Genomic DNA, 24,073 nt, shown 5'->3' with positions numbered 1-24,073 from the left:
GCTGATTATCATTTCCACACTTTACAGTATTATTGATTGATTACTCCAATAAGAGGCTCTTCTTTTATAGTGGTAACTCAATCGAGGCGTGATGAATTTTATGAAAACAATTCTGAACATGAATGATTTTGGCTCTGAAGTGACTGGCCAAAATACTCCAGATCCCCTGCGATTTGCCTTTAGCCGCAAAAAGTCGGCACATGCAGGGGGAATGGCGAATATGATTCCAGAATCTGATCGGGAAACTCAGGTTTTATCTGCATTACAAAATACTCAACCTACAACGGCTAAACGCTGCTTGTATGTGCATATTCCTTTTTGTCGAGTGCGCTGTACGTATTGTAATTTCTTTCAGTACGCGTCGAGTAAATCACTCATTGAAGACTATTTCTCTGCGTTACTGGTTGAGTTGAAATTTAAAGCCAGCCAACCTTGGACTCAGGCTGCGCCTTTCCAAGCGGTTTACATTGGTGGGGGGACGCCAACGGATTTATCGCCAGAGCAAGTGCGCCGCTTAGGTCAAGCGATTCGCAATCACTTTCCGTTAACCACCGATTGTGAAATTACATTAGAGGGACGCATTAATCGTTTTTCTGATGAAATGTTTGAAAACGCATTGGAAGGGGGCTTTAACCGTTTCTCTTTTGGTGTGCAAAGTTTTGATACTCATGTAAGGCGCTCAGCAAAACGTTTAGATGACAGAGAGCCAGTACTCAAACGTATTCAGCAGTTGAGCCAAGTTGATGCTGCTCCCATTGTTGTGGATTTACTGTTTGGTTTGCCTTATCAAACCTTGGATGTATGGCAGCAAGACCTCGCCGATTTCATTGAATCAGATGCGCATGGTGTGGACTTATATCAGCTCATAGAAATGGGCGGTACACCAATGAAAGGCTTGGTCGAAAAGGGCCGATTACCAGAGCCAGCCAATACATCTGAAAAAGCGTCTATGTTCGAATATGGCGTGGACTTTATGGCGAAGCACCATTTAAGACGCCTGAGCGTTAATCACTGGGCGCGAGACAACAGAGAACGAAGCATTTACAACAGTTTAGCGAAAACATCAGCCGAAGTTCTGCCGCTGGGGTGTGGGGCTGGTGGCAATGTTGGTGGGCTTGGAATAATGCAGCATCGTACATTAAGTGCTTATATTGAATCTATCAAACAAGAACAAATGCCGCTGGCTATGGTGACTCAACAAGCGCCAAAAACTGCGTTGTTCGCTTTTATTAAAGCCAGCTTTGATAAAGGGGTGCTAGCAAAACGCGCCTTACAAAAAGAGTCTCAGTTAGATCTGTTTAGTTACTGTCGTCCTTTATTTGAAGCATGGCAGAAAAATGGCTTGGTGCATTGTGATGACAACTACGTAAGTTTGACTCTCGCAGGGCAGTTTTGGTCGGTCGCCTTAGCACAAGCAATGATTGAAGTTTTACAACAAAGTCCGGCTTACAAAGCGGCTGCGTAATGCATTGGAGAAAGAATGCTTTTTGAACAATTACAAACAAAAGTAGCAGAAATATTAGAGCAAGACCCATCCTTACTGCCTGCGGCAATTGCAGAGCAGTTAGAGGTTTCTGAAGGGCAGGTGGTTCTGGCGTTTCCTAGCAATATCATGACACCGATTGAAGGTGACAAAGCGCAAGAAATTTTAGAAGAGTTGGTTGGCTGGGGACCAGTGACCACCATCGTGCATTCAATGGGTTCTATTTTTGAAGTGAAAGCACCATTCCCAAAAGGTAAAGTTGCTCATGGCTATTACAATCTAATGGGTAAGGAAGGCGAACTTCATGGCCACCTTCGTTTGGATCTTGTTACTCATGTCGCGTTAGTGAGTAAGCCTTTCCGTGGCCAAGAGAGCCACTACTTTGGCTTCTTTACAGAGTCGGGTGATTCAGTTTTCAAAATTTATTTAGGACGTGATAAAAAACGTCAACTTTTCCCTGAACAAGTGGAAAAATTCAATCAGTTAAAGCAAAAGTACGCAGGAGTTGCAGCATGAACCAAGAAGTAAAACAAGAACGCCTACAAAACCGCCTAGCTCCTGAAATTCAAGAGTTTCGTGATTCTCGTAAAACATTGCAACTGGCGACTGTCGACAAAGAAGGTAAGCCAAACGTAAGTTACGCGCCTTTCGTATTACAGGAAGACGGCTACTACGTATTAATTTCTGAAATTGCGCGCCACGCACGTAACTTAGCGGAAAACCCAGTTGTGTCGTTAATGATGGTGGAAGACGAAGACACGGCGAAGCAGCTGTACGCACGTAAGCGCCTAACGTTTGATGCCAATGTAGAAGTGGTTGAACGTGACACAGAACAATGGAACGCGGCGATTGCTGGTCTAAAAGATCGTTTTGGCGAAATTATTGATGGTTTAAGCACACTGCAAGATTTTAAACTGTTCCGCTTTATTCCGCAGCAAGGCTTATTTGTAAAAGGTTTTGGTCAAGCATTCCAAGTGAGTGGCGACGATCTAATTGATTTTGTTCACCTAGAACAAGGTCATAAAAAAATTGAAGAAGAAACAGCATAAGTTCAATCTTCATAAGTACAACTTAGGTAAGTGGAAATAGTCCCATTTATCTTTACTCTGCTTATAATGGCTTTTTTATTAAAACAGGTTGTTTTAGTGAAAAAGCCTTTTTTATGCCTGTATGACTTTATCTTTTAGGTCGTAGAAAAATCGCCAGTTATTAATAATTGCATTGATAACAAAGATCTTAATAATCTGGAAAGAATAAATCTAGCATCCATACTTCATACTAGTTATCTCTAATCTGAGGTTGGTTAGTAATGAATTTCAAACTGTCACATACTTTATATTTCGCTTTTTCTTTGATTTTAGCAACAACACTTATATTAGCTTATATTGTGTGGTCGGTAGTCAGTGACTCTGCCTCTTCTGCTGCTGAAGTTGAATCTGATGATGTTCCCGGTGTTTTAGCCTATTTGAATGTGTTAGATGAAGTGAGTGATCTTCAAACCAGCGCCCTTGAGTATTTAAATGGGGAAGAAGATGAGTCTCAAAGCTTTAATAAAAATATAGAAGAGTTTCGTTACCATTTTTCAGCTCTGGTTGCACTAGAGTCATCAAAAGTGCAAGACATTGAAAAAATGAAGAAAGTCGAGAGTTTGGCTAATCGATATATAAATACAGTGTCCGTTGAGGTATTTCAAAAGTATTCCCCAGCCAGAGAGCATAAAGCCATTGAACGCGTTCATGAGTTGACGAAAAAGGCCGGAAATCCACTTGAAGATTTACTCGATGAATTAAAAGAAGATGAATTTGCAGACGCCTATAACACAACAGATTTGCAAGAATCCCTTTATGATGATTTACCAGGGGTTCGTTATTACCTTGAAATGGTCGATGAAGCAGGGGATATGATCGCTTCTTTGCATTTATATATTTCTGGAAACGTGGCAGCAAAAGAAGCGTTTGAGAACGATGCAGCTTCTTTTAAAACTTATTTAGAGAAAATTAAACCATTAGAACAAAAACCAAATGAAGTTAGAGACATTAAAAAAATAGAAGAGTATTACAATCAAATACAGCAGGTTGCTCGGCAAGTCTTTGAAGGCTACAACCCTACTAATAAGGCAAATGCCATAAAAGTGGTGGATGATTTGGAACATGAAGTCATTAGCCCACTTGAAGATATTTTAGATACCTCATCCCAAGAAGAAAAAGATGACGCGACAGCTGCACTAAAACATTTGAATGAGAACATGTCGAACATTAACTTTTGGTTGTTCATTAATGTGGTTGTAGTGTTAGTGGCGGGTATGCTGATCGCGTGGCGACTGTCAGAGTCGATCACAAGTCGTTTGGATAAAATCAACATCAAAGCAAAATCCATTGCCGATGGCGATTTAACCTCTGAGCCCATCGGTGAAACCAATGAAGATGAGTTGGGGTCGTTATCGCGCTCTATTGATGCGATGCAAAATTCACTGAGAACGTTACTGCAAGGTATTTCAGTGGTGGCCAGTGAAGTCGCCACCAACACACAGCAAGTGGATAACGTGAGTAAGCAAGTTGCCAACGACATTCAAGATCAAGCGGATAAAGCAGGCTTGGTAGCCACCGCTGTACAACAGATGAGTGGCACGGTATTAGAAGTCGCAAATCAAAGTACGGAAGCGGCCAACAGCTCTCAATTGGCGGGTCAAGAGGCGGAAGAAGGCGGTAAACTCATGCAAGAAACTGTGAACGGCATGAATCGCATTTCTGAAGTGGTGAACGAAACGGCAAATACCGTAGACAGTTTAGGTAAACGAGGGGAAGAAATTGGCAATGTGATCCAAGTGATTAATGACATTGCCGAGCAAACAAACTTATTAGCCTTGAATGCAGCCATAGAGGCGGCTCGTGCCGGGGAGTTAGGGCGAGGCTTTGCTGTGGTTGCCGATGAAGTGCGTGGGCTGGCAGAGCGAACTTCGAAGGCCACGCAAGAGGTGGGTGGGCTTATCACCTCGATTCAACAAGAAACTCGCCAAGCGGTAGAGCGCATGGGAGAGGGCACACAATTAGTTTCCGAAGGGGTGGTTCTGTCTAACTCGGCGGGTGAAGCCTTAAGCCAAATAGTACAAAGAGCTAACGACGTGAATACCATGATTCATGCCATTGCAACGGCCGGAAGCGAACAAACTACCGCTACCCAAGAAATGTCCAAAGATATTGCTTCAATCAGTGAAATTGCGTACTCGTCGGTGGAGCAGACCAAAATTGGCTCTCAATCTGCGCGTCAGCTTTATGAAAAAGTGAATGAGCTAGAAGAGTTAGTGTCACGCTTTAAATTGTAAACAAGTAGAAGAGAATAAAAGGCCCTGTATTGAACAAAGTAGTTCGCAAATACAGAGCCTTTTTAAGCGTTAACGACGAGGACGTCGGCCACGGCTTTGGTTTTTACTTACGCGAGATTTGGCACGGCGTTTTTGGCCGTTTCGACCACCGCCTCGGTTGTGCTCACTTGGGCGAATGGTTGGATCTGGTTCGAAGCCCGCTAGCCACTCTTGCGGTAAGCGATAATCTAAAATGGCTTCGATTTCTTCTAGTAGCCATTCTTCATCCACACAAACCAGAGAAACGGCACGACCTGAAGAGCCAGCGCGGCCAGTACGACCAATACGGTGAATGTAGTCTTCTGCGTTATATGGCAGCTCAAAGTTAATTACGTACTCTAGGCTGTCGATATCAATACCGCGTGCTGCGACATCGGTTGCCACAAGTGCGCGTACTTTGCCTTCTTTGAACTCTTCTAATGCGCGAGTACGGGCACCTTGGCTTTTGTCGCCATGAATCGCGGTTGATTTAATGCCATCTAGGCACATTTCTTTGGCCAGTTGATCCGCCATTTGTTTGGTACGAGTGAATACCAATACTTGCTGCCAATTACGAGAACCGATCAAGTAAGAAATTAACTCACGTTTGCGGTGCTTATCGACAGGGTGAACCATTTGGGTCACGGTTTCTGCTGCTGAGTTGCTGCTTGATACTTCGATCAGCTTAGGCTCATTTAAAATGCCATAGGCAAGCTTTTTCACTTCATCAGCAAAAGTGGCGGAGAAAAACAGAGTTTGGCGTTTAGCGGGTACTTTTTTAAGTACTCGCTGGATTTCGGTAATAAAGCCCATGTCTAGCATGCGATCGGCTTCATCAAGCACCAAAATTTCGAGCTGAGAGAGATCCACTGCACCTGTGTGTTCGTGATCAAGCAAACGACCCGGAGTGGCGACTAAAATATCCACCCCTTCATCTAATTCCTTTAGCTGGGTATTCATGCTCATACCACCACATACCATGACCATGCGCTGGTTTGAATGTTGTCCGTATTGAGTAAAGCTTTTATGAACTTGAACGGCAAGCTCACGGGTCGGAGTCAGAATTAACGCACGTACCGCAGAAGGTTTTTTGTTCTCGATTGGCTTTTGCGACAACAGATCCAAAATAGGTAAAGCAAATCCGGCGGTTTTACCCGTTCCCGTTTGGGCACCTGCCATGATGTCTTGTCCGCCCAGAATCTCTGGAATGGCTTGTTGTTGAATAGGAGTTGGGCTTTGGTAACCTTGTTCAGCGACAGCTTGAAGGAGGTGATCCTGTAAGCCAAGATTCTTGAATGTCATGACGAGTTCCTGACAGTTTAATGAGTGAAGACATGGCCTGTGCCAATAGAGAGCGGAGTCTAGCAGAATACGAAGGTGCTGAGAATGGGGTTGTTTGTTGATTTATTGACTTGGCGGATAGACTGACTTTTAGTGACAATGTAATAGAACAGCGAGCATACTGGCTAGAAATATGCTCGCTGGATCATAGAGTGTATTAGAAGGTTAACTTCGGCGGTGAAATGGAACGCTGAGGGTTAAGTTCAACGTATTCAATCGCTTTATTGTTCTCAGCTTGGCTTACTTGTTCTGAGCTGAGCTTAACCACAAATACATGGCGTTCTTTCATCACTTGCTCTATATCAATACGGTTGTTATCTAACCATTGCTGAACTTGGTTCATTTGCTCTGGTTGCGCTTTAATATAGTAACTTTTACTTTCTTCAGTGCTTGCCATGCTAATCGTCACAAAGCATAACGTGCACATGAAAAGAACCAGTTTTTTTAGCATGATGATCTCCTGCCATTATTATGGGAATGTGATTGACCACGTGTTGAGTGTACCTACATCTAAGCGGCCGCTGTCAACAACGCTCAGGGTCCAGTTACCTTGTGCTGGAACACCTGTGAAGTTGGCAGTGTAGCTTTGTACTAGGTTACGTTGGCTACCACCCGTATTGCCGTGAAGCTCAGCTTGTACACCTGTTGGTGATTCTAATACAACGCGTAGATCCCCAATGTAGCTGTGGCTGATATCGATAGATACGGTGATTTCACCCGCATCACGGCTTTGGCTCATGTTAATCGTGCTGTTGATGCCCGCAGCGTTGTTATCAGGAATCGCAACGGCTTGAGTGCTTTCTAGCGTCAGTGGCCCTGTTGGGTTTGTCCCCGCAGTGTCAAAGCTTGCTGTTAGCGCAGCACCAGAGTAGCTACCGTAGCCGTACACAAGCACAGAGTATGTGCCAGCGTTTGGCGCGGCAACCGTACAGGTTTCGTTATTGCTGCTTTGCTCAGACTTACAATCAAAGCTGCTGGTGGATGCTTGTCCATTAGCCTTAATGTAAAGATCGGCATCACCTGATCCGCCTTGCAGTTTCACGTTTAAGTTGGTGGCTCCGGCTGGTACTTCAATGGTGTATAGCGTTTCACTGCCACGGTTACCAGAAAGATCAGAGACCGTTTTTCCATTGCTCAGCTCGTTGGTTGCTGGGCCAGTGTCTGGACCATCACAAGAGATTTCCAACCACGCTTTGGCCGCTTCTGTGTTCACTAAGCCATAACCTGTTTGGTTATCACGACCTTGCGCTTCCAGATCTTCCGCTGTTGACGTTAGTGCTTTACGAACTTGTGCTGCGCTACATTGTGGTGCGTAACTCCACACTAGAGCAGCAACACCAGCAACGTGTGGGGTCGCCATGGATGTACCATTGTAGTACTCGTAATCTTCATCGCCTGTAATAGACAGTACCGTTTGTGAACCCACTTGAGTCAGCAGAGTTTGACCTAATGCACGATCCACCGACACAGAAGGAATACGAGTTGTGTCGTTTCTGTCTACTAAGAATGGGTTTTGTAGCCCTGGTTTCTGAGCGTTACTGTAAACAATGCTCGCTTTAGCGCCTGCTTGGTAACACGCATCCACAGCGCCGATTTCATCACCTAAACGCTCAACCAGACAGATTTTCTCTGCCATGTTGCCACAGTTATAAGCGCCAGTGCTGGTATCACACTCGGCCATCTCACCAGTAAAGCCACTGTTGATTGGCGAAGCTAGAGGATCGCCGTTTTGGAAAATATAACGGTTATGTGGCACAACGCCTTGATCAAAGTAATTCACTCCACCAATGGTGATGTCTGCCAAGCGGCCATCACCAACAACCACAGTCGACAGAATCGATTCACCTGGGCCAGACAGCTCTACTTGATTGGTGGTTTGCGAGAAACCTGCGTGTTGCTTATTGCTGTCAACCGCCGCCACAGAAATGGTGGAATCGTAGGATGCTGGGTAGCTGTGTTGGCTGTTGCCATCGTTACCCGCTGCGGCCACTAATAGCACGCCATTTTGGTAATGAGTCGCTAGAGCGTCACGCTCTGTTCGAGAATAAACTGGGCCACCTAAACTCATGTTAATCACATCAGCGCCGTTAGCCACACAGGTATCAATAGCCCCAACTAAACCTGAAGAGTATAAAAACTTACCATCTTGGAATACCTTAGCAATATGTAGGTTCACAATTTGGTTTGGCATTACACCCACAACACCGCTGTTATTCGCAATGGCAGCGATAGTACCCGCAACATGAGTGCCGTGTGAGTTGCCTAAGCCTGGATTAAACCAATCTCCTGTGCCTTTATTATTAACACCCGTTACTTGGTTACCGCTGAGATCGTTATGCGCTCGATCGTAGCCCGAGTCAATAATACACACGGTTCTATTACCCGCTTGGCTATCGGATATTAACGTCGCTTTTACCGAACCTTGACCCCAAGGCGTGTGTTCACTCAATAAATAACGAGGCGGATCCACTTCAATATATTCAACGTCATGGTTGTTACTTAATTCCTGACGATCTTTTTCCGAAAGTTCAACCGCATAAGCAGACTGATAACCTATTTGCGCAATATTCTTGGCATTGAATCGATCTAAGGTTGAACGCTGAGCAATACCTTCGCCCCAGAATGGACTCATGCCAAAACTAGATATAGCGGAGCTAGGACTGTTCTCTTTAAATTTTACGATGAACCTTTCAGGTGCTGCTTCTTTTTGAACTAAAGAAAGGTTAGCCACTGCATAAGTAGGCATAAGCGCAGCGAGTACGCTTAAGGTAAATATTTTTTTTATATTGTGTTTTTTCATTTGTGTTTCTTCCTTGTTATTTTTTGCTCGACTTAATTTATAAAATCGAGTGGGAATATTTATATGGAAGAAGTTGATGATATGCAATGAGGGTATGTGATTGATTTATAAGTAGTTGGCTTAAGATCATAAAAATGGAAAATAATTCGTTATCAAAAAATTGGCCTTCTGTTTGGAATTAATTCTCAAGTGTATGAATTTTAATAAAATAAATTCATACATCATGTTTTAAAAATAAAATCATGTTTTTGATTTTTTACGAATATACAAAAGATCTACATTTTGAATCCATTAGTTTCATATCTTGATACTTCATATGATTATTGCTTTTTTGAAAAGAGAAATTTCACCTTATTTTTATGAATATCTTCCCTTGAATAAAGAATATTTATTCTATTTGGTCTGAAGTGTAAAAATAATAAAACTAATGGCTAGCCTAAATAATAATAATGGGAAGGCGGGCTTCAGAGCGATGATCTTTTAAAAATTTAGTTTTGCATAATAACTTCTGTGTATAAAAAGCCATTCTTGGTGAGATAATATGCAAATAACGAAATGAGCGACGGGCAATTGATGAGGATTTTACTAAGTCATTAAGGGCTTGCGTAAAACGAAGATCTTCAATAAGGAGGATAAGTTCTTTTTTTCTGGCGGCTAAAGCATATTCAGAAGTGCGTATTTGATTGCGTAAAAAGTCTGTTTTATTAGACGTAATAAAGTTTAATTGAGTATTATTATCGCTGTCTTCAATGAACTCATTAATGTCTTGTTCATGCATTTTATGGCAAAAAGAAATACGAGCTTTTAGTTCTACAATCTTATTCATGGTCGAACTCCTAAGACAACAACAACATTGCTCTTTCCATGAGCTGGTCTTAATTTAGCTCTTAGAATTTTAGCATAAGCTTGTGGTTATTTCTTAATCACTCATTAAACGGGGTTTTATTCTGTATTTTTCCAAGGTGGAACTCAGATCACAGCAATTAAGCGCTTGGTGTCATATGTTTGGTGCGATTGAATCGTGATATTACTGGTATGTATGGATGAGAATTTCAAAAAGCAGCGTGTTCGTGTCGGTTTTTTTTCTTGCGCTGGTGGTTTTATGCTGCCTGACCTTCTTAAATCTAGACAGCATTAAAACATTTAAGCGCTGCAAAATGGTGTCTGAAAACCTAGAAGTCTGCTTTCAAGAATCCTACCAGTACCCTAGCAAATGAGTAAAGGAATAAGCAGCACCTTAGCTTGCTTGTTTATAGGTGGGCATGCTCACTAAGCGGGGGAGTGGTCGATTTGTGCGCTTGGTGGCCGCTTCCATATGATCCGTTAACCATGAATGCAGGTTGTGCACATTCATGGCTCTTGCGTATAGCCAGCCCTGATGCACCGTAACGTTCAGTGCCTCCAAGTGCGCTTGTTGGCGCTGGGTTTCTACTCCTTCTGCCACCACATTCACTTGCACGCTATTTGCCAGCTCGATAATTGAGTTGAGTAAAGACAGGTTCAGTGCTTTCTCTTCAATCCCCGCCACAAAGCAGCGATCCACCTTAATCACATCAATGGGTAAGGTTTGCAAATGGTGCAGCCCAGAATAACCTGTACCAAAATCATCAATCGCAATTACCGCGCCCTGTGCTTTCAACTCCGTTAATAGCGGTTTCACCGATTCAATATCAATCACGTCTCTTTCGGTGAGCTCTAAAATCGTTCTATCTAAATAGTGAGCGTATTTTTTAATGTCTTTAATGAAATTCACAGACGTTAAATGCTGGTTGCACAAATTGAAGCTCACTTTCATTTGCGGAAAACGCTCTAAAATGTCATCTAACTCGTGAAAGGCTCTGTCAATCTGCTGCAACGTCATGGGAATAATAAGATCGCTGCGTTCTGCTTCTGCAATAAAGGAATTGGGGTAAATAGTGCCTTCGGTGGGGTGCGCCCAGCGGATCAGCGCCTCTACCGCGTAAATTTCGCCAGTTGTAGAGTTTACAATCGGCTGATAATGGTTAATAAACTGCTGCTTTTCTAAAGCGATTTCTAATTGCCGTTCCGGCTTTTTCTGCAACAGGTTCATACGAATTAATAAACTCCAGCACGCCAGTATCAGGATCAGTGAGAGAACCCCAATCCCCGGGTGGATAGGGCGAATCCCCGCATAAAGCTCCGTAGTGTTAATGCTGCTGACAATAGAAAGGGAAGGCAGATCAGCGACAGGAGTAACAGAAATAAATTTATCTTGGCCATCATCAAACAAACCACGGTAAGTCATCGGCTTTGTAAATGGGTACAAGCGCTGCTGTAGTGGGAGCGTATATTTACCGGAAATAAAAACTGGCACGGCCGACGTGCTATCGACAATGGCCACAAACCCAGTATCAAACGTGTGAGCACTGCGCACCAGATCGCGGAACCAATTGGTCGGGATCAGCGTATTGATTTCTGAATAATCGGGGCGTGTTTTGGCAATCACCATCGAAGAGGCCTGATTGTATTCCACCAAAATCGGGCCGAAGTAGCGCAAATTATTGTGGTGTGGCGGCACTTCACTCTGTTTTGGCGCAACAATGTTTCCCCACGAGTTGCACACCATGTCACCTTTGTTCGATACCAAGCCAATTTCCACAGCAGGGGAGAGCGAAAATAAAGACTGCCTTAGCATGCCCAATTCGTCAGCGCTGCAACTAAATTGTGTGTGCTCGTGTTTAGAAAAAAATGCATCCAACCTAGAAAACACTTGCGACAGAGAAAGGCTAATACTGTCGGTTTTATGGGTAAACATTTGCTGCCTATTCTCATGAGAATGGTGAATAAGCAACATATTGACAATAAAAATAGGGGGAATAATCAGTAGTACAGAAAGAAAAAACAGTTTTACCAACGAGCTTTTAGAAATAGGAAGCTCTCGAAGTTTATACATTACTTGTAACCATGGTTCAAAAATAAAGAGTACGATGAATAACAGCCCGTGATTTTTATTAACCGATGAGCTCTGAGCTGGATGGCGCTTTGCCAACGTACTGCAAAAGGAGGTAGATGCTTTCTTGATCTAAAGCGACACGACGAAACAGATCGGCAAACACCGTATCGCCGCCAAAACATTGGTGAATGTAGCCATTAATTTCATCAGAGGTGTAGCCTTCAACGTATAAGGTGCGAACCCATTGGTACTCAACGGAACGTAAATTTTTAAGGGTGTCTTCCCCGAGTTTTACCGTTTGATTCATCTTCCACCTGACTAGCCATCGTGCCTTGATTTATGAGTGCTACGAGCGAGCAACCGAATTAGAACATCGCCTTGTTAAGAAAATATGACAGTGAAAACTGGTCTGCGCATTTTGGAAGCAACTCTAAATTTTTAGTTAGGCAGGCGTAAAACTGTGTAAGCCCTAATCAATTCATAAAATAAATATTGCAATACAGAATGATGTTTGGTTAATATTAAAACGGTGTCCAGTAACCGTTTTATGAGAAGAATAACCATGAAATTAAAAACAATTGTCATCTCTACTTTCGTTTTATCGTTAACCGCAGCCAGCGCCCAAGCTTCCGTAGTAAAACGTTTCACTGATCGCGAAATCTGTAAAGCGGGTTTGGCGATGGCGTTAAATAAATCGCCTCAGCTTATTAATGCCGTGGGCGTAACTGGCGCAAACATCTTCTTGGCAGAAAAAAGCCGTAACCGTGATGACTGGGAATACCGCTGCGAAGTAAACAAAGAAACCATTCAGTTAGATGCCCGCAATAATAAACGTAAAGATGTATTGGTAGATGGCATCATCACGTACAACATCAATAAAAGTAAAAAAGTGATTGAAGTGAAGAAAAAGCGCAAAGGCACAGGCATCAACCGCAAAATCTACCGCCTAAACGAGCTGAATTAATTAGGCTGAGCGAGCTACCGTATTTAAGTGGAATAGTTTGGGAAGGCTGGGTTATTTCACATTATGGGGTGATTGGATCTGATAGATTGGTTTAACTCGGTTTTATTGCATTTGATTATACTCTATCTAAAACAATGATTTAAGCTGGAAGCTATTGTCCGGCAGATGTGCAAAAAGTCCAAAAGTGGGTGTTTAATTACCTCACTTTGGGATCTAATAAATTGTTACACGCCACCTGCGTAGATTAGCATTTTGATCAACACGAATAATTAAACATAAAAGGGCGCGGTAAACTGCAAATGCCTTGGACTAAAGAACATATTCAGTGGCTTCACGATACTGGTGAAGTAATCTCTATTTCAACAGGTAATGAAGTCCCTGTATTTGAGTTCGCTTACGATTTGACCAATAAAGAGGCAATGTCAGATTGGGCAAGACATTTTAGGAATCACTATTGTGCTGATGATGCAATAGAAATACTCAAGCCTCAAGGGATGACAAATAGAGATTATTTGTTAAATCTAAAGTTTCCGCATCAAACTAACAGCCCTGGGCCAAGTATCCGTGCAGGGGATTTTGCTGAAATCTTGGTTGCTGACTATTTGGTGTTTCTCCATGATTACTATGTTCCAAGAACTCGCTACGATCGGAAGATAATTGGTAATGAGTCATCCAAGGGTTCAGATGTTTTGGGGTTTAAGCAAACGAATCACGCCCCCTCCAGCAAAGACGAATTATTAATATACGAGGTCAAGGCTCGCCTTTCTGAGAACAATGCCAAAAATACTTTGCAAACCGCAATTGACGACAGTTCAAAAGATGAGGCTAGACTTGCGGAGTCATTAAACGGTGCAAAGCAAAGGCTATATGATCAGAGAGATTTTGCTGGAATGGGCATCATCTCAAGATTCCAACAAAATGTTGACCACCCATATAAAACAAAATTTGGTGCAGCAGCTGTTCTGACTGATAGTTCATGTTGCGTCGAAACCTTAGCTGAAGCTTCAACTAAGGAGCATTCATCCCCAACGCACTTGGAGATGATAGTGATTAGAGGCCCTTTATTGATGTCTTTGGTTCATGATCTATACGAGAGGGCAGCAAATGAAGCTTGAACAGTCCTCAAAGAAAATGCTGGCAATTACAAAGTCGAAAGCAAAGATGTATGAATTTGCTATTGATGAAGCATCTCATATAGAGCTACCTGTCGATCCGCGTAAATTATTGATTACGACTATTGGGATATTGGGCGACCTATCCGCTATCGAAGCTCGTGGAGAACTACAGGTTGGAGAAACTGATGAGCATGAAGAGTTAAAGTCTGAGCTAATATCCGTTGGGCAATATTTTGATGCTTTGATTCAATCTCATCTGGCTGATGAGATGATTATCTATCTAAAGATTATAGGTTCGGCAGCCTACTACTTAGCGAACATGCCAGGCAGCTCCTTCGTTCTGGCCAAAAGTTTGGTCTATAAAACAGAACTGCTCACTGACACTAATCTTGAGGGAATTTTGATATGGATATTAAAGTCCAACTTTGAAGAAGATTGGTATCGCGTCGAAAGAACTTATTTAACGCAAGCAATAGATAGTGTCGGCTACGCCACTCGAAGCTTCTTTGGTTTAAATCTTGATGCCCAGAGCTTTAAACAGGCAATACAGTGCTTAAGGAATGAAGTTTATGAAAAAGGTTCTGATAGAGAGCTTTTTTTTGCCGACATTATTTCTTCTATCCTGCTAAGAAAGCTCGAAAACTCTTCAATAATCTGTTTGCCGAAATATACACAAATCCCCTTAGAACAATGGGTAAATGTAATTACTAAGCCGACATTTGTTCAAGAATTTTGGCCTGCTCAGAGGTTGCTGGGCGAGCAAGGAGTTTTGTCTGGTGCATCTGCTGTTGTGCAAATGCCCACTAGTGCGGGAAAGACAAAATCTACAGAATTAATAATTAGAAGCTCGTTTTTGTCTGGGCGCTCTGACGTTGCTGTAATCGTCGCGCCATTCAGAGCCTTATGTAGGGAGATTACCGCTACATTTGAACACGCATTTGAAGGTGAAGATCTAAATATCAATGAATTGCAGGATGTTCTGGATATTTCCGATAGTGATGACGTTCTTATAAGACTTTTAACCGGAGAAACTGATCAGGAAGGAATAGCTACCAAGTCTATAGTTGTTACCACACCGGAGAAACTTGTTTATCTTCTTAGACATGAACCCGCTTTAGCTGACTCAATCGGCTTGCTTATTTTTGACGAAGGGCATCAATTTGACACTGGAAAGAGAGGTGTTACCTACGAGCTATTGATGGCCTACCTCAAATCTCGCGTAGGTGATGATGTTCAGAAGGTATTGATATCCGCAGTAATGGCTAACGCAAACTCAATTGGTGAATGGCTGAATGGAGACGCCGGCATTGAGATTCAAGGAGCTGGATGTTTACCAACAGTACGAAGTACAGCCTTTGCAAGCTGGCAAACAGCAATGGGTCAACTTCAATATATCGATCAAGATCGTGAGGCTGATAGAGATTTCTTCGTTCCTAGAGTGATTGAGCAAATAAACCTCGGAACGAGAGGCCGAGAGAGGAACGCTCGGCTTTTTCCCGCCAAAAACGATAACCCCAGCGTCGCAGCTTATTTAGGGGTTAAATTATGCCATCAAGGACCTGTTGCTATCTTCTGCGGTGTAAAGAGTACTGTTACGTCAATATGCGATCTTTTAGTTGATTACTACGAAAGAGGTCTTGCTTTACCACCACCTAGCATTTCTAGCGATCAAAGCGAATTAGACAAAATTGCTTACCTTTCCAGTTTGCATTTTGGAGATGAGTTTATATTTACTCGTTCGATTTCTCTTGGAATATTGCCGCATAGCTCAAACATTCCTAATGGTATCCGTGTTTCTGTAGAGTGGGCCATGGAATCCAATAAGTCAGTGTTGGTAGTGTGTACCTCAACTCTTGCCCAGGGGGTGAATCTTCCAATCAGATACTTAGTTGTTTCAAGTACATTTCAAGCAGGACAAGAGATCAGCACACGAGACTTCCATAATCTCATCGGGCGGGCAGGTAGAGCTGGATACCATACCGAAGGGAGTGTTATTTTTGCTGATACACACGTTTTTGATAAGCGCAATAATTTTCGTGAAAGGTGGCGATGGCAAAGAGCAATGCATTTGCTCGATTTTACTAATGCGGAGGACTGCGCCAGTAGCCTACTTGACTTGACCTCGCCATTTGATTTTGTAGAACTTAATGTTGATGTTATCCAGTTCATCGCAAACCCAGGCGGCTATAGACAAAGCTGTATAGACGCAGGAAATCAAAACGCTATTGATATCAGTTCGCTACTGGATCAGATGGATTATAAAGAAGCTTTAATCGAAGCAATAGAAAGCTATTTTTTATCCTATTTGAAAGATAATCCAAATGCGCCTCAAACATTCTTTGATGAGTTGGCTCAAGGAACATTAGCTTACTTTTTGTCAGACGACGATCAGAAACAAAAGCTACGGGCGGCATTTTCTCTTATCGCGAGTAGAGTTCTTTCTGTGCCTGAAGAGAAAAGGCAATTCTTCGGAAAATCGTTGCTGGGGTTGAAAAATCTATTCTTAATCGAAAATTGGCTTGATGAAAATTGGGGCGAAGTAGCACAAGCTCAAAGTTCCGATGAACTTCTTGTGATTTGCTGGCCATTGCTATCTCAGCTCAATAACAACAAGATGTTTCTTAAAATAAAGCCTGAAAACGTTATATTAGATTTTACAAAATTATGGATTTCAGGAAGTAGTTACACTGATCTGCATGGTCATTTGGAGCAATCAGGTGCTTATTATCAAGCTGGGTCGCAGCGCAGAAATATTAAAATGGACCATGTAGTAGACTTGGCTGACGGTGCGCTTTCTTTTGATTCCATGTTATATGTCGGAGCAATTGCTGATGTGGCTGAGGGTAAAGGATTAAGCGATGATGTATTGGAGCTTCTTAGGAGGTTGCAAACACGTCTAAAGCTTGGGCTGTCAAATAGCCTTGAAATGTGGCTCTATTCTCAGGGTTATGTTGATAGAGAGGTTTGTAAGACCCTTGGTTCTGTTCTTAATGGTCAAGGAGTAGATTCTGATGTGTTCGATTCCGATATTTTGAAGACATACCATCAAGTTGTAAGTGAGTGTATTAGTAAGCTTCCATCGTACTTTAGTGGTTAAGCTGCCGTGTAACAAAGCGCCGCTGTCGTACAAATTTTCCGCTGCGCTCTATATTTGCCGCTGAGCGCGGTGCTAAATAGCAAAAAATGAATAGCCATCGACTCATAAGTCACATGTGAGCTTTTATTTTCCGAAACTAAACTTGTCTGACCTGTATGGGTTTGGGCATCAACACCAACTCACTTCTGTCCAATTTTGAGTCAACTTCGTTTCTACTGATTTGTGATCACCAAGCGATTCTGTCGTATTCATTATATTAAATCTACGTATTAGCAAAGTGGTTAATCTGTTCAAGTTAAGGGCGTTTGTAGACTCGGCTTCTTTTAAAGGTACTAACCTTTAGCCTTTGAGTTGCGTACGCTACTTTCAACGAGTTAGCATAACGTAGTATATATTCAATGGTTTCAGCTTTGGTTCGAGTTTCTAGGGGGATAAATGTTAGAGATAAAACCACTGATAGGGCTACTGTTTTTCTCGTGGAGTCTAGTCTATTTTTATCATCTTGTTGTTTATTCTTTGGGCGATAAGAAACACATTCATCAGTTAGTCGATAATTTAGCCAAAGAGCCAGAGATCTTTAAGCGTAAAAATTACATTGCTATGAATAGTATGGGGGCAGGTGGTTTATTCTCATACTTTTGCTTAGTTTATCCCTTTGTAAGGCATCGAAGAAGAGAGCGTAAGTGTTCTTTTGATGTTTTTATGTTTTTGAATTGGCTATTTTTTATGACTGTCCTCTACCTCTTCTTTTTCGTATAAAAGAGGAATGCAATGGTCGTTTTAGCTGGGACTAAGCGCCTTTTATTCACATCACTTAATACCAATGTGGGCAGCAAGCTGGCGATGGTGAGCGTCGTTCTTGTCGGTAGTATTGATTTACAAAAGATAAGTAAAATAGCTTAAAGAAACGCACCGAGACGCTATACAATACCCGCGTTGCGAGATCGCAGCATGAAATACTCATTCACTGAAAACCGTAAAGTAGCCACCTATGTCTAAAGAGTTCGATTTCACTACAGAATACACCCTCGATAAAACCTTTCTTGCAGAGTGTTATGATCAAACTAGCCAGCCTGTTGAATTTCCAAAAGCCTATTTAAAAGGCGTACTGTTTCTTATTTTTGGTGTGGTTTTATTAGAATTTGAGCTATTACCTAACGGTTATGTTGGTTGGTTCTTCATTGTTTTGAGTGTTGTTGAGGCGTGCAGTGTCTATTTTAAGAGAACGTGGTGGCTATGGCGACAAACCTTCGGCACGAAATCCAGCAGCAAGGTGGTACTTCAAGTTGGCTCTAACGGCATGAGCTATAAAAGCGGTAAAAACACCCGTAGCATCGCTTGGAGTGAAATCGACCAACTGCAACAAACTGATTTAGGCTTTATCCTTCATATGGGTAAACAGCGCCAATATGTCAGTAAATCTTGCTTAAATGATGAGGTGATCGCGTTCATTGTTGAGCAGCACGCCGCATCAAAATCGAACTAACGCCAATGTGCGCATCATGCAGGTAACAAAACCAACTGTTGTCTGCTTCTGAAAAGAACCAAAAGTAAACAGCTTTTGAGTTTAAAAAGTATAAGAGTAAGAAAAGCCAGATGTTTTTGGCATCTGGCTGAATCAAAATCAATAGATAACGCGGGCAGAGCAATACCAGTTAAGCTGGGTGTTCGCAGGTGTGCGTCATCACAAAGCCCGAGTGTGAAATCTAGTTAAGGCATGTAAACCAATTCTTTTGATACTAGAATTGTTGAGCGAGTCCAGTCTACGAAGTTCAGTTCATCGGCATAAAACTTTTTAATGAAATCCTGCACCTTCTTCGTCGGCCATTCTTTTTCAAGATACTCTTGCTCGATCCAAATTTCTGCTACACCATCAAACTCTGGAAGTAGACCAGTACGCACGCTCACTACGGCTTCACGCTCTGGAATGTCTAAGGTGTGAGTTTGAATGTATCGTTTTACGCCCAATGCTTCAAAAGAACCTTCCCCTCCCGCTGCCGGATGTTGATTTGACCAATAATCCAGAAATTGATCGCGAGTCATACCCGACTTGCGGCTCATGAGGTAGCTGATTTTAACCATTGGTTTTGCATCACTCGCTTCAGCCGTTGGCTTTTGAGGTGTCCCAGCTGCGGATCCATTGCCAGCCATACTGAGTGAAGGTATTAGCAAAGCCAGTGACAATAAGCCGGATAGGATTAAGCTTTTGTTGAAGTTAGGTAGTGTTTTAATCATTGCTAGTGTTCTCCAGTTTCCATGAAAACGGCTTTATACCGTTTAAAAAATTATTTGCTGAGCACTCTACAAAGGCAGTGCTTAGCGTTCTGTTACCAGTAGACGTTTCTTTGTCTGATTTATGGTATAAAATATCCATAAGGATCTTTATCACCGTTGGTATCTTTTATATACCATAAGACTTTTAGTGTATTAAGATCAAGTACGCACTGTTTATAAACTAGATATATAAAAGGTAACTAATGAACAAAAACAATGAGTTACACTCTGAAAAAGGTTGTTCTGAAAATCAGGAATGTCCGGTGACTAACGCAATGGACGTTATCGGCGGGAAATGGAAGGTGATCATTTTGTATCATCTGAGGGATAATACGTTGCGGTTTGGCGAGCTTAGAAAGCGTATTCCTAAGATCACTCAGAAGATGCTGACACAACAGTTACGTGAGTTGGAGTCGAATCATTTGGTTGAGCGCAAAGTCTATGCGGAAGTGCCGCCTAGGGTTGAATATACGAGTACGTACATCGCTGATGAGCTGAGACCAATAATGGACATGCTGTGTGATTGGAGCCAACGCCATCAGGAACAATTAAACCCTGATGTAGAGCAAGTGTCTTGATTGAAGAATTGGTAATTAGGGTTATGCAGAAAAAGGCTTTGCCCGACGGGTTATGACTAAAATGCGTATTCACCACACAACATTTTTGAAAAGCGAGCTTATGTAGCTCGCTTTTTTGTTTTGTATTGTAGTAGGGGCTTGAATGCTTCAGGGCTGTTAGAATTCACCAAAGCATTCTTTGTAAGGCTGCCAGCCTGGGCTTGTAATCTTTAAGTTTTTCCGATCAGATACGAATAAGCTAAAGATGTCACTAAAAAGTACCCTTTTTAATGATTCTATTTCACAAAAATCTTCTACATCTATAGCATCCCAACTGGAGCCGGAAAAATTGAGAATTTTTAAGTTTTTTGAGCCTTTGAATGGCCATGAATGAAGAAAACCAATGTGCTCGCAGCTCATAATATATAGGCCTTCTAAATTCTGAGCCATTTCTACTGAGAAATTGAGTTCACACGTTGGTAAATTCTCTAAAGTCAGGTGTTTTAGCTTTAAATGTTCCAACCTTGATAAGTTGAAATCAGAAACTGGTCCATTAATACAAAGTTCTTCAACACTGGTGGGGATCAGCTCTAAAGATTGATGAATAGGGTTGGTAAACTCTAGCCCTGGTGTTTTAAATTTTACCCGTAATTTCTTCAGTGTTTTTAATTCTGCTATCGATTGACACGGGTCTGCCTCACAGTCGAATGTGATTATCAGTTCCTCGATGTTTGTTTGATTTAACACGGAGAAATCTAAGTCAGAAGATGTATGTAACGTCAGCTCTTTTAGTTTCGTGCATTTTGCAATTTCATTTAAATGCTCTTGAGTTAAATGAGGAGATTCGCCAAATAGGATGGCTTCAATATTTTCGGAAGACGATAAATTGGACAAATTAAGAGTGAGGAAATGTTTCCTAGCCATGTTTTCTTCTCTGAACATTCTTAGAATGCGAGTTTTTTTTGTAATCAGCTTTTTATAGTCACTTCCGTCAAGAAAAGTTCCTGTAATGTATGGCATTTAGATATTTCCTTCATATACCGCTTAAGGTGAAATTAGAACGTTGTAAATATATAGTCCTTGTCGTTAAATTCCATAAAAATATTCAATTTATCAATAAAATAAATAAAACTTACTTTAGAAATTCCATTTGGCTTTACCAATCATCCTTTAGATTGCGATTTAATTTTTTGGCTGATCTCTCCCGGTGTGGCCAGAACAAAGGTATTAAATTCTCGGGTCATGTGGGCTTGGTCTGAAAAGCCTTGATGGAAGGCGAGATCACTGAGGGAAATATCGGGGTTTTCTCTTAAGGCCAGCACACTAGCATGCACTCGGCGCAGGCGTTGAAAATACTTTGGACTCATGCCTATCCATTTACGAAAGTTTCGCTCGATTTGCCTTTGGTGTTGTTGGAATTGCTCGCCAATTTTCCCTTGCTTGGTTTGGTTAAGCAGCAGTGCCCTGTTGGTTAAAATAGGGCTATTTAGCTCTGCATGCTGCACACACCACCGGTAGAGGGCAGTGAGGTGAGCGCCATGGCTGCTTTGGCTTCTGAGCTGAGTGTATAAATCGGTAATAGGGGAGGAATGGGGGCGACTTTCTTCATTAGAAAAAGCCGGATCAGAAAGGCCAGCATGCAGCGATAAAGGCATCATGCCCGGGTGAAAACGTATGCCACAAAGCCATGTATTGTCCGTCAACTCAATGGTTTGCGTTTTCTTACTGTATGGCTGAACAACAAAAGGCGCTTTGATGGTAGCGCCATCTAACTTAGCTTCTCCTTGCAGTAAAAAGGTGACACCTGAACCACCGTCACAATACAAAGGTTTTGTGACGGCGTTGTGTTCCCCTTTAGCCACTTTAACTGACCATATTGCTTGAATATGATCAGCCAGTTTGTGCTTAGGTTTTACAATTCTAAAGTCCATTCTAGCTCTTTATCGACTAACTGGATAAGCTGCCAATCTCAGGTTTGAATATTTTCGCGACTCGATTCCAACTATTAATGGCGTTCACGGCGAGTGTTAACGCTACCACACCTTGTTCACCAAAAGCAGTAAGTGTGGATTGGTAATCTTGCTCTGTGGCGTTGCTATCGCGGGTGATTGTTTCTGCCCAGTGTAGCGCTACTTTTTCATCTTCGCTGTATATTGGTGTGTCTCGCCATGCGCTTAGGCCGATCAGCCTGTGTTCAGATTCGCCATTATTTAGCGCTTCTTTGCTGTGCATATCAATGCAAAAAGCGCATTGGTTGATTTGTGAAATGCGTAATTTTATTAGTTCCCATAGGGGCAGTGAAAGAAACGGCTGCTGTTCAAATTGGTTACGAAGGTATTTTTCTTGCTCTAATAGAATGTGAAAGCCTTCTGGTGCGGCGTTGAAATAATCGAGTCTTGTTGTCATCACGTTTTCTCCTTTTGCTGATGTGGTTAAGTTAAAACAGCGACGAAAGTAATGATTGAAGATTTTCGACATCTGCGTATTTGCTTTACCGATTTTTTAAAATAGGTGTTTGGGTCTGTTAAGCAATGCTTGATTTAACCTTACGCCTGTAAGTATGAAAGAGTGACTTCTGCACTGGATTTATGCTTTTAAAACAGTAAGCTGTACACAAATTAGCAAAGGCGTTCAAAATTGGTAAACCAAGGAAAAAGCATGCGTTACTACACTGAAATGGTCACTGAAGATCCAAGTCCGGGCTTAAACATTGTTGAACGACAAACGGATGGTTCGGAAGCCGTTGTCTGGTATTTACAAACTCAACACAGCCGTTTGATCCTCTGTGAAGTGCAAGGGGAGCACCTGTTACTGGGTGACTGGGATGGACATTTCAGCCGTTTTCATATTCCCACTCAAACTTTAACCCATACTCAAACTTTGCCAGCTAGGATCAGCACAGGGGCGGTATTGTCCCAAAGTGGGCTCTTTATTCTGGTCACTTTCACTAATGACAACGATTATAACTTACCTACTTTGGTGCGTTTGGACGCTCAAAACTTATCTGTGCTGCGCGATCACAGGCTGCCTTTGCAAAAAGACGATGAAGATGATGAGGTTGATTGTTATAGGCTGGATGTGTTCCGCCCATTAGAGCTAATGCCAGGTGAGCTTTGGATGTATTGCTGTAATGCGAGTAGTGGCAGAAGTAAGCCAAAAGAGCATGAATTTTATCGCCTTGAAATGCTGACGGGAAAAGAGTCTCTTATTTCGTTGCCGGATGTGGGGAATGCAAACGATGAAGTCTGCATGCCTGCTCTGAATTTGGCGCTGAATCTTGGGGTAATGCTGAGCTGGGATGCGGTGAAGTTGATTGAAAATAGTGGAGAGCATCATGGTGAGAAGGCCATCGAGCTGGCTCTGAAGCTGTTTGATATTAACAAATGTGAAGTGCTCAGAACCCTGCCACTGCGTACTTACCGTTTTTCTGAATTGGATCAATTGTGCATCGATTTGGATGTTCTGCTGGCTGGGCCGGAAGAAGATCTGCGTGATTATTGCTCTGAGTTGTCTGATCTGTATGAAGAGCTTGAATCAATGTGCTGGCAGGAGGACAAACTGCGATTGACGTTCCGAGATCAGACTGTGCTGATGGATATTGAGGGAAATCGCGAGGTTATTCCACCAAAAGAGGACGTTCAGCGCAATTGGCTACCCGATGTTAAACTTGCACAAAAGCTGGGACCATGCCATTTGATTCGAATTGCAGAGCCGGAGCAAGCGCTACAGAAAATGGTGTCTATGTGCCAAAACGTCGAGGCTTTCCGTCGTGGTAACATGCTGACTTTTGCGTTTTTCGATGGCCAAGAAAACAGAGTGGAGCCCCAAGAGTTTTTTGAACAGCATGTTCAGCAGCATGGGGAGTTGATGAAGCAAATGGTTACCGCTTATTGTGATTATTTGGATACTACTCTTCTTAAAACTAATTTGTGGGAATGGTGTGGCTCGGAAGGGGCGCTTTGTTATGTGGTGCAGGCGTTGGCTTCTACTGGAGATGTTGAATTGCTGCCTCTGATTGATCGTTATGTTTCTTTTATCGATTCTGATCATGAATCTTTCGTGAGGGAGGAATTGGTTCCTTATATTCAGACTAAGTTCAGTGAAGATCTGCCGATTGTTCAGGAAATCATCCGTTCAGCGGAGTACGACGACGGAGAGTGGTACGAAGAAGATTGATTTTTTATTCGG

The 24,073-nt window shown here is 42.3% G+C and carries 21 protein-coding genes; 11 read left to right on the top strand and 10 right to left on the bottom strand.

The window, feature by feature from the left end; translation table 11 throughout:
- Positions 1-100 precede the first annotated feature (100 nt).
- The 4 genes from hutW (at position 101) to MHO82_RS07120 (ending at position 4,805) form a co-directional block, all read left to right on the top strand.
- Positions 101-1,465 carry a heme anaerobic degradation radical SAM methyltransferase ChuW/HutW gene (gene hutW / locus MHO82_RS07135; RefSeq protein WP_239183182.1) on the top strand — a complete coding sequence of 455 codons (1,365 nt, stop codon included), beginning with the start codon at positions 101-103 and terminating at the stop codon, positions 1,463-1,465.
- Between the two features lie 15 nt (positions 1,466-1,480).
- Positions 1,481-1,999, top strand: a complete 519-nt coding sequence (gene hutX, locus MHO82_RS07130; RefSeq protein ID WP_239183181.1) for a heme utilization cystosolic carrier protein HutX — start codon at positions 1,481-1,483, stop codon at positions 1,997-1,999.
- Positions 1,996-2,532, top strand: a complete 537-nt coding sequence (hutZ, locus tag MHO82_RS07125; protein ID WP_239183180.1) for a heme utilization protein HutZ — start codon at positions 1,996-1,998, stop codon at positions 2,530-2,532. The genes hutX and hutZ overlap by 4 nt, the downstream gene beginning before the upstream one ends.
- 260 nt (positions 2,533-2,792) lie before the next feature.
- Positions 2,793-4,805: a methyl-accepting chemotaxis protein gene (locus tag MHO82_RS07120; protein ID WP_239183179.1), complete on the top strand. Its 2,013-nt coding sequence runs from the start codon at positions 2,793-2,795 to the stop codon at positions 4,803-4,805.
- Positions 4,806-4,874: 69 nt separating this feature from the next.
- Here the strand turns inward: MHO82_RS07120 and MHO82_RS07115 are convergent, their stop codons facing one another.
- The 6 genes from MHO82_RS07115 to MHO82_RS07090 all read right to left on the bottom strand — a co-directional run bounded on the left by MHO82_RS07115 (position 4,875) and on the right by MHO82_RS07090 (position 12,185).
- A complete protein-coding gene (locus tag MHO82_RS07115; RefSeq protein WP_239183178.1) occupies positions 4,875-6,125 on the bottom strand; it encodes a DEAD/DEAH box helicase in 1,251 nt (416 codons plus the stop codon).
- 196 nt (positions 6,126-6,321) lie between these two features.
- Positions 6,322-6,615 carry a hypothetical protein gene (locus MHO82_RS07110; RefSeq protein ID WP_239183177.1) on the bottom strand — a complete coding sequence of 98 codons (294 nt, stop codon included), beginning with the start codon at positions 6,613-6,615 and terminating at the stop codon, positions 6,322-6,324.
- Between the two features lie 18 nt (positions 6,616-6,633).
- Complete coding sequence (locus tag MHO82_RS07105) at positions 6,634-8,964, bottom strand: S8 family serine peptidase (protein WP_239183176.1); 2,331 nt, start codon at positions 8,962-8,964, stop codon at positions 6,634-6,636.
- Between the two features lie 436 nt (positions 8,965-9,400).
- Positions 9,401-9,790, bottom strand: coding sequence for a hypothetical protein (locus tag MHO82_RS07100; RefSeq protein WP_239183175.1), 390 nt, complete (start codon positions 9,788-9,790; stop codon positions 9,401-9,403).
- 411 nt (positions 9,791-10,201) lie between these two features.
- Complete coding sequence (locus MHO82_RS07095; protein WP_239183174.1) at positions 10,202-11,878, bottom strand: EAL domain-containing protein; 1,677 nt, start codon at positions 11,876-11,878, stop codon at positions 10,202-10,204.
- A 58-nt stretch (positions 11,879-11,936) separates the two neighbouring features.
- On the bottom strand, positions 11,937-12,185 hold the full coding sequence (locus tag MHO82_RS07090; RefSeq protein ID WP_239183173.1) for a hypothetical protein: 249 nt from the start codon (positions 12,183-12,185) through the stop codon (positions 11,937-11,939).
- A gap of 255 nt (positions 12,186-12,440) precedes the next feature.
- Between MHO82_RS07090 and MHO82_RS07085 the strand changes: the two genes are divergently transcribed.
- From MHO82_RS07085 to MHO82_RS07065, 5 genes are all read left to right on the top strand, one after another.
- The gene (locus MHO82_RS07085) at positions 12,441-12,842 is read left to right on the top strand and encodes a hypothetical protein (protein WP_239183172.1); all 402 of its coding nucleotides are present in this window, start codon (positions 12,441-12,443) and stop codon (positions 12,840-12,842) included.
- Between the two features lie 299 nt (positions 12,843-13,141).
- A complete protein-coding gene (locus MHO82_RS07080) occupies positions 13,142-13,957 on the top strand; it encodes a virulence associated protein (RefSeq protein WP_239183171.1) in 816 nt (271 codons plus the stop codon).
- Positions 13,947-17,054, top strand: a complete 3,108-nt coding sequence (locus tag MHO82_RS07075) for a DEAD/DEAH box helicase (RefSeq protein WP_239183170.1) — start codon at positions 13,947-13,949, stop codon at positions 17,052-17,054. The genes MHO82_RS07080 and MHO82_RS07075 overlap by 11 nt, the downstream gene beginning before the upstream one ends.
- A 435-nt stretch (positions 17,055-17,489) precedes the next feature.
- Positions 17,490-17,813 (top strand): hypothetical protein, encoded by a 324-nt coding sequence (locus MHO82_RS07070; protein ID WP_239183169.1) that lies wholly within the window; start codon positions 17,490-17,492, stop codon positions 17,811-17,813.
- Positions 17,814-18,045: 232 nt separating this feature from the next.
- Positions 18,046-18,540 carry a YcxB family protein gene (locus MHO82_RS07065; RefSeq protein ID WP_239183168.1) on the top strand — a complete coding sequence of 165 codons (495 nt, stop codon included), beginning with the start codon at positions 18,046-18,048 and terminating at the stop codon, positions 18,538-18,540.
- A gap of 224 nt (positions 18,541-18,764) precedes the next feature.
- Here the strand turns inward: MHO82_RS07065 and MHO82_RS07060 are convergent, their stop codons facing one another.
- Positions 18,765-19,289, bottom strand: a complete 525-nt coding sequence (locus MHO82_RS07060; RefSeq protein WP_239183167.1) for an EthD domain-containing protein — start codon at positions 19,287-19,289, stop codon at positions 18,765-18,767.
- Positions 19,290-19,531: 242 nt separating this feature from the next.
- Here MHO82_RS07060 and MHO82_RS07055 point away from each other — a divergent pair, with 242 nt between their 5' ends.
- Complete coding sequence (locus MHO82_RS07055; RefSeq protein ID WP_239183166.1) at positions 19,532-19,906, top strand: helix-turn-helix domain-containing protein; 375 nt, start codon at positions 19,532-19,534, stop codon at positions 19,904-19,906.
- 156 nt (positions 19,907-20,062) lie between these two features.
- On the opposite strand, the gene MHO82_RS07050 is transcribed toward MHO82_RS07055, so the two are convergent.
- The 3 genes from MHO82_RS07050 to MHO82_RS07040 form a co-directional block, all read right to left on the bottom strand.
- Entirely contained in the window at positions 20,063-20,905 is an 843-nt protein-coding gene (locus tag MHO82_RS07050) for a hypothetical protein (RefSeq protein ID WP_239183165.1), read from the bottom strand.
- A 143-nt stretch (positions 20,906-21,048) separates the two neighbouring features.
- Positions 21,049-21,816: a helix-turn-helix domain-containing protein gene (locus tag MHO82_RS07045; protein WP_239183164.1), complete on the bottom strand. Its 768-nt coding sequence runs from the start codon at positions 21,814-21,816 to the stop codon at positions 21,049-21,051.
- 16 nt (positions 21,817-21,832) lie between these two features.
- On the bottom strand, positions 21,833-22,291 hold the full coding sequence (locus MHO82_RS07040) for a carboxymuconolactone decarboxylase family protein (RefSeq protein WP_239183163.1): 459 nt from the start codon (positions 22,289-22,291) through the stop codon (positions 21,833-21,835).
- Between the two features lie 252 nt (positions 22,292-22,543).
- On the opposite strand from MHO82_RS07040, the gene MHO82_RS07035 reads away from it, so the two are divergent.
- Positions 22,544-24,061 (top strand): hypothetical protein, encoded by a 1,518-nt coding sequence (locus MHO82_RS07035; protein WP_239183162.1) that lies wholly within the window; start codon positions 22,544-22,546, stop codon positions 24,059-24,061.
- Positions 24,062-24,073: the final 12 nt, after the last annotated feature.

Origin of the sequence: Vibrio sp. Of7-15 (assembly GCF_022347565.1) — a bacterium.
In the GTDB taxonomy this organism is placed as follows: domain Bacteria; phylum Pseudomonadota; class Gammaproteobacteria; order Enterobacterales; family Vibrionaceae; genus NORP241.
This window is presented reverse-complemented; position numbering and strand designations above follow the sequence as displayed.

Coding starts and splice junctions, on each gene's coding strand:
- hutW (WP_239183182.1), top strand. CDS start 101: ATGAAAACAATTCTGAACATGAATGATTTTGGCTCTGAAGTGACTGGC.
- hutX (WP_239183181.1), top strand. CDS start 1,481: ATGCTTTTTGAACAATTACAAACAAAAGTAGCAGAAATATTAGAGCAA.
- hutZ (WP_239183180.1), top strand. CDS start 1,996: ATGAACCAAGAAGTAAAACAAGAACGCCTACAAAACCGCCTAGCTCCT.
- MHO82_RS07120 (WP_239183179.1), top strand. CDS start 2,793: ATGAATTTCAAACTGTCACATACTTTATATTTCGCTTTTTCTTTGATT.
- MHO82_RS07115 (WP_239183178.1), bottom strand. CDS start 6,125: ATGACATTCAAGAATCTTGGCTTACAGGATCACCTCCTTCAAGCTGTC.
- MHO82_RS07110 (WP_239183177.1), bottom strand. CDS start 6,615: ATGCTAAAAAAACTGGTTCTTTTCATGTGCACGTTATGCTTTGTGACG.
- MHO82_RS07105 (WP_239183176.1), bottom strand. CDS start 8,964: ATGAAAAAACACAATATAAAAAAAATATTTACCTTAAGCGTACTCGCT.
- MHO82_RS07100 (WP_239183175.1), bottom strand. CDS start 9,790: ATGAATAAGATTGTAGAACTAAAAGCTCGTATTTCTTTTTGCCATAAA.
- MHO82_RS07095 (WP_239183174.1), bottom strand. CDS start 11,878: ATGTATAAACTTCGAGAGCTTCCTATTTCTAAAAGCTCGTTGGTAAAA.
- MHO82_RS07090 (WP_239183173.1), bottom strand. CDS start 12,185: ATGAATCAAACGGTAAAACTCGGGGAAGACACCCTTAAAAATTTACGT.
- MHO82_RS07085 (WP_239183172.1), top strand. CDS start 12,441: ATGAAATTAAAAACAATTGTCATCTCTACTTTCGTTTTATCGTTAACC.
- MHO82_RS07080 (WP_239183171.1), top strand. CDS start 13,142: ATGCCTTGGACTAAAGAACATATTCAGTGGCTTCACGATACTGGTGAA.
- MHO82_RS07075 (WP_239183170.1), top strand. CDS start 13,947: ATGAAGCTTGAACAGTCCTCAAAGAAAATGCTGGCAATTACAAAGTCG.
- MHO82_RS07070 (WP_239183169.1), top strand. CDS start 17,490: ATGTTAGAGATAAAACCACTGATAGGGCTACTGTTTTTCTCGTGGAGT.
- MHO82_RS07065 (WP_239183168.1), top strand. CDS start 18,046: ATGTCTAAAGAGTTCGATTTCACTACAGAATACACCCTCGATAAAACC.
- MHO82_RS07060 (WP_239183167.1), bottom strand. CDS start 19,289: ATGATTAAAACACTACCTAACTTCAACAAAAGCTTAATCCTATCCGGC.
- MHO82_RS07055 (WP_239183166.1), top strand. CDS start 19,532: ATGAACAAAAACAATGAGTTACACTCTGAAAAAGGTTGTTCTGAAAAT.
- MHO82_RS07050 (WP_239183165.1), bottom strand. CDS start 20,905: ATGCCATACATTACAGGAACTTTTCTTGACGGAAGTGACTATAAAAAG.
- MHO82_RS07045 (WP_239183164.1), bottom strand. CDS start 21,816: ATGGACTTTAGAATTGTAAAACCTAAGCACAAACTGGCTGATCATATT.
- MHO82_RS07040 (WP_239183163.1), bottom strand. CDS start 22,291: ATGACAACAAGACTCGATTATTTCAACGCCGCACCAGAAGGCTTTCAC.
- MHO82_RS07035 (WP_239183162.1), top strand. CDS start 22,544: ATGCGTTACTACACTGAAATGGTCACTGAAGATCCAAGTCCGGGCTTA.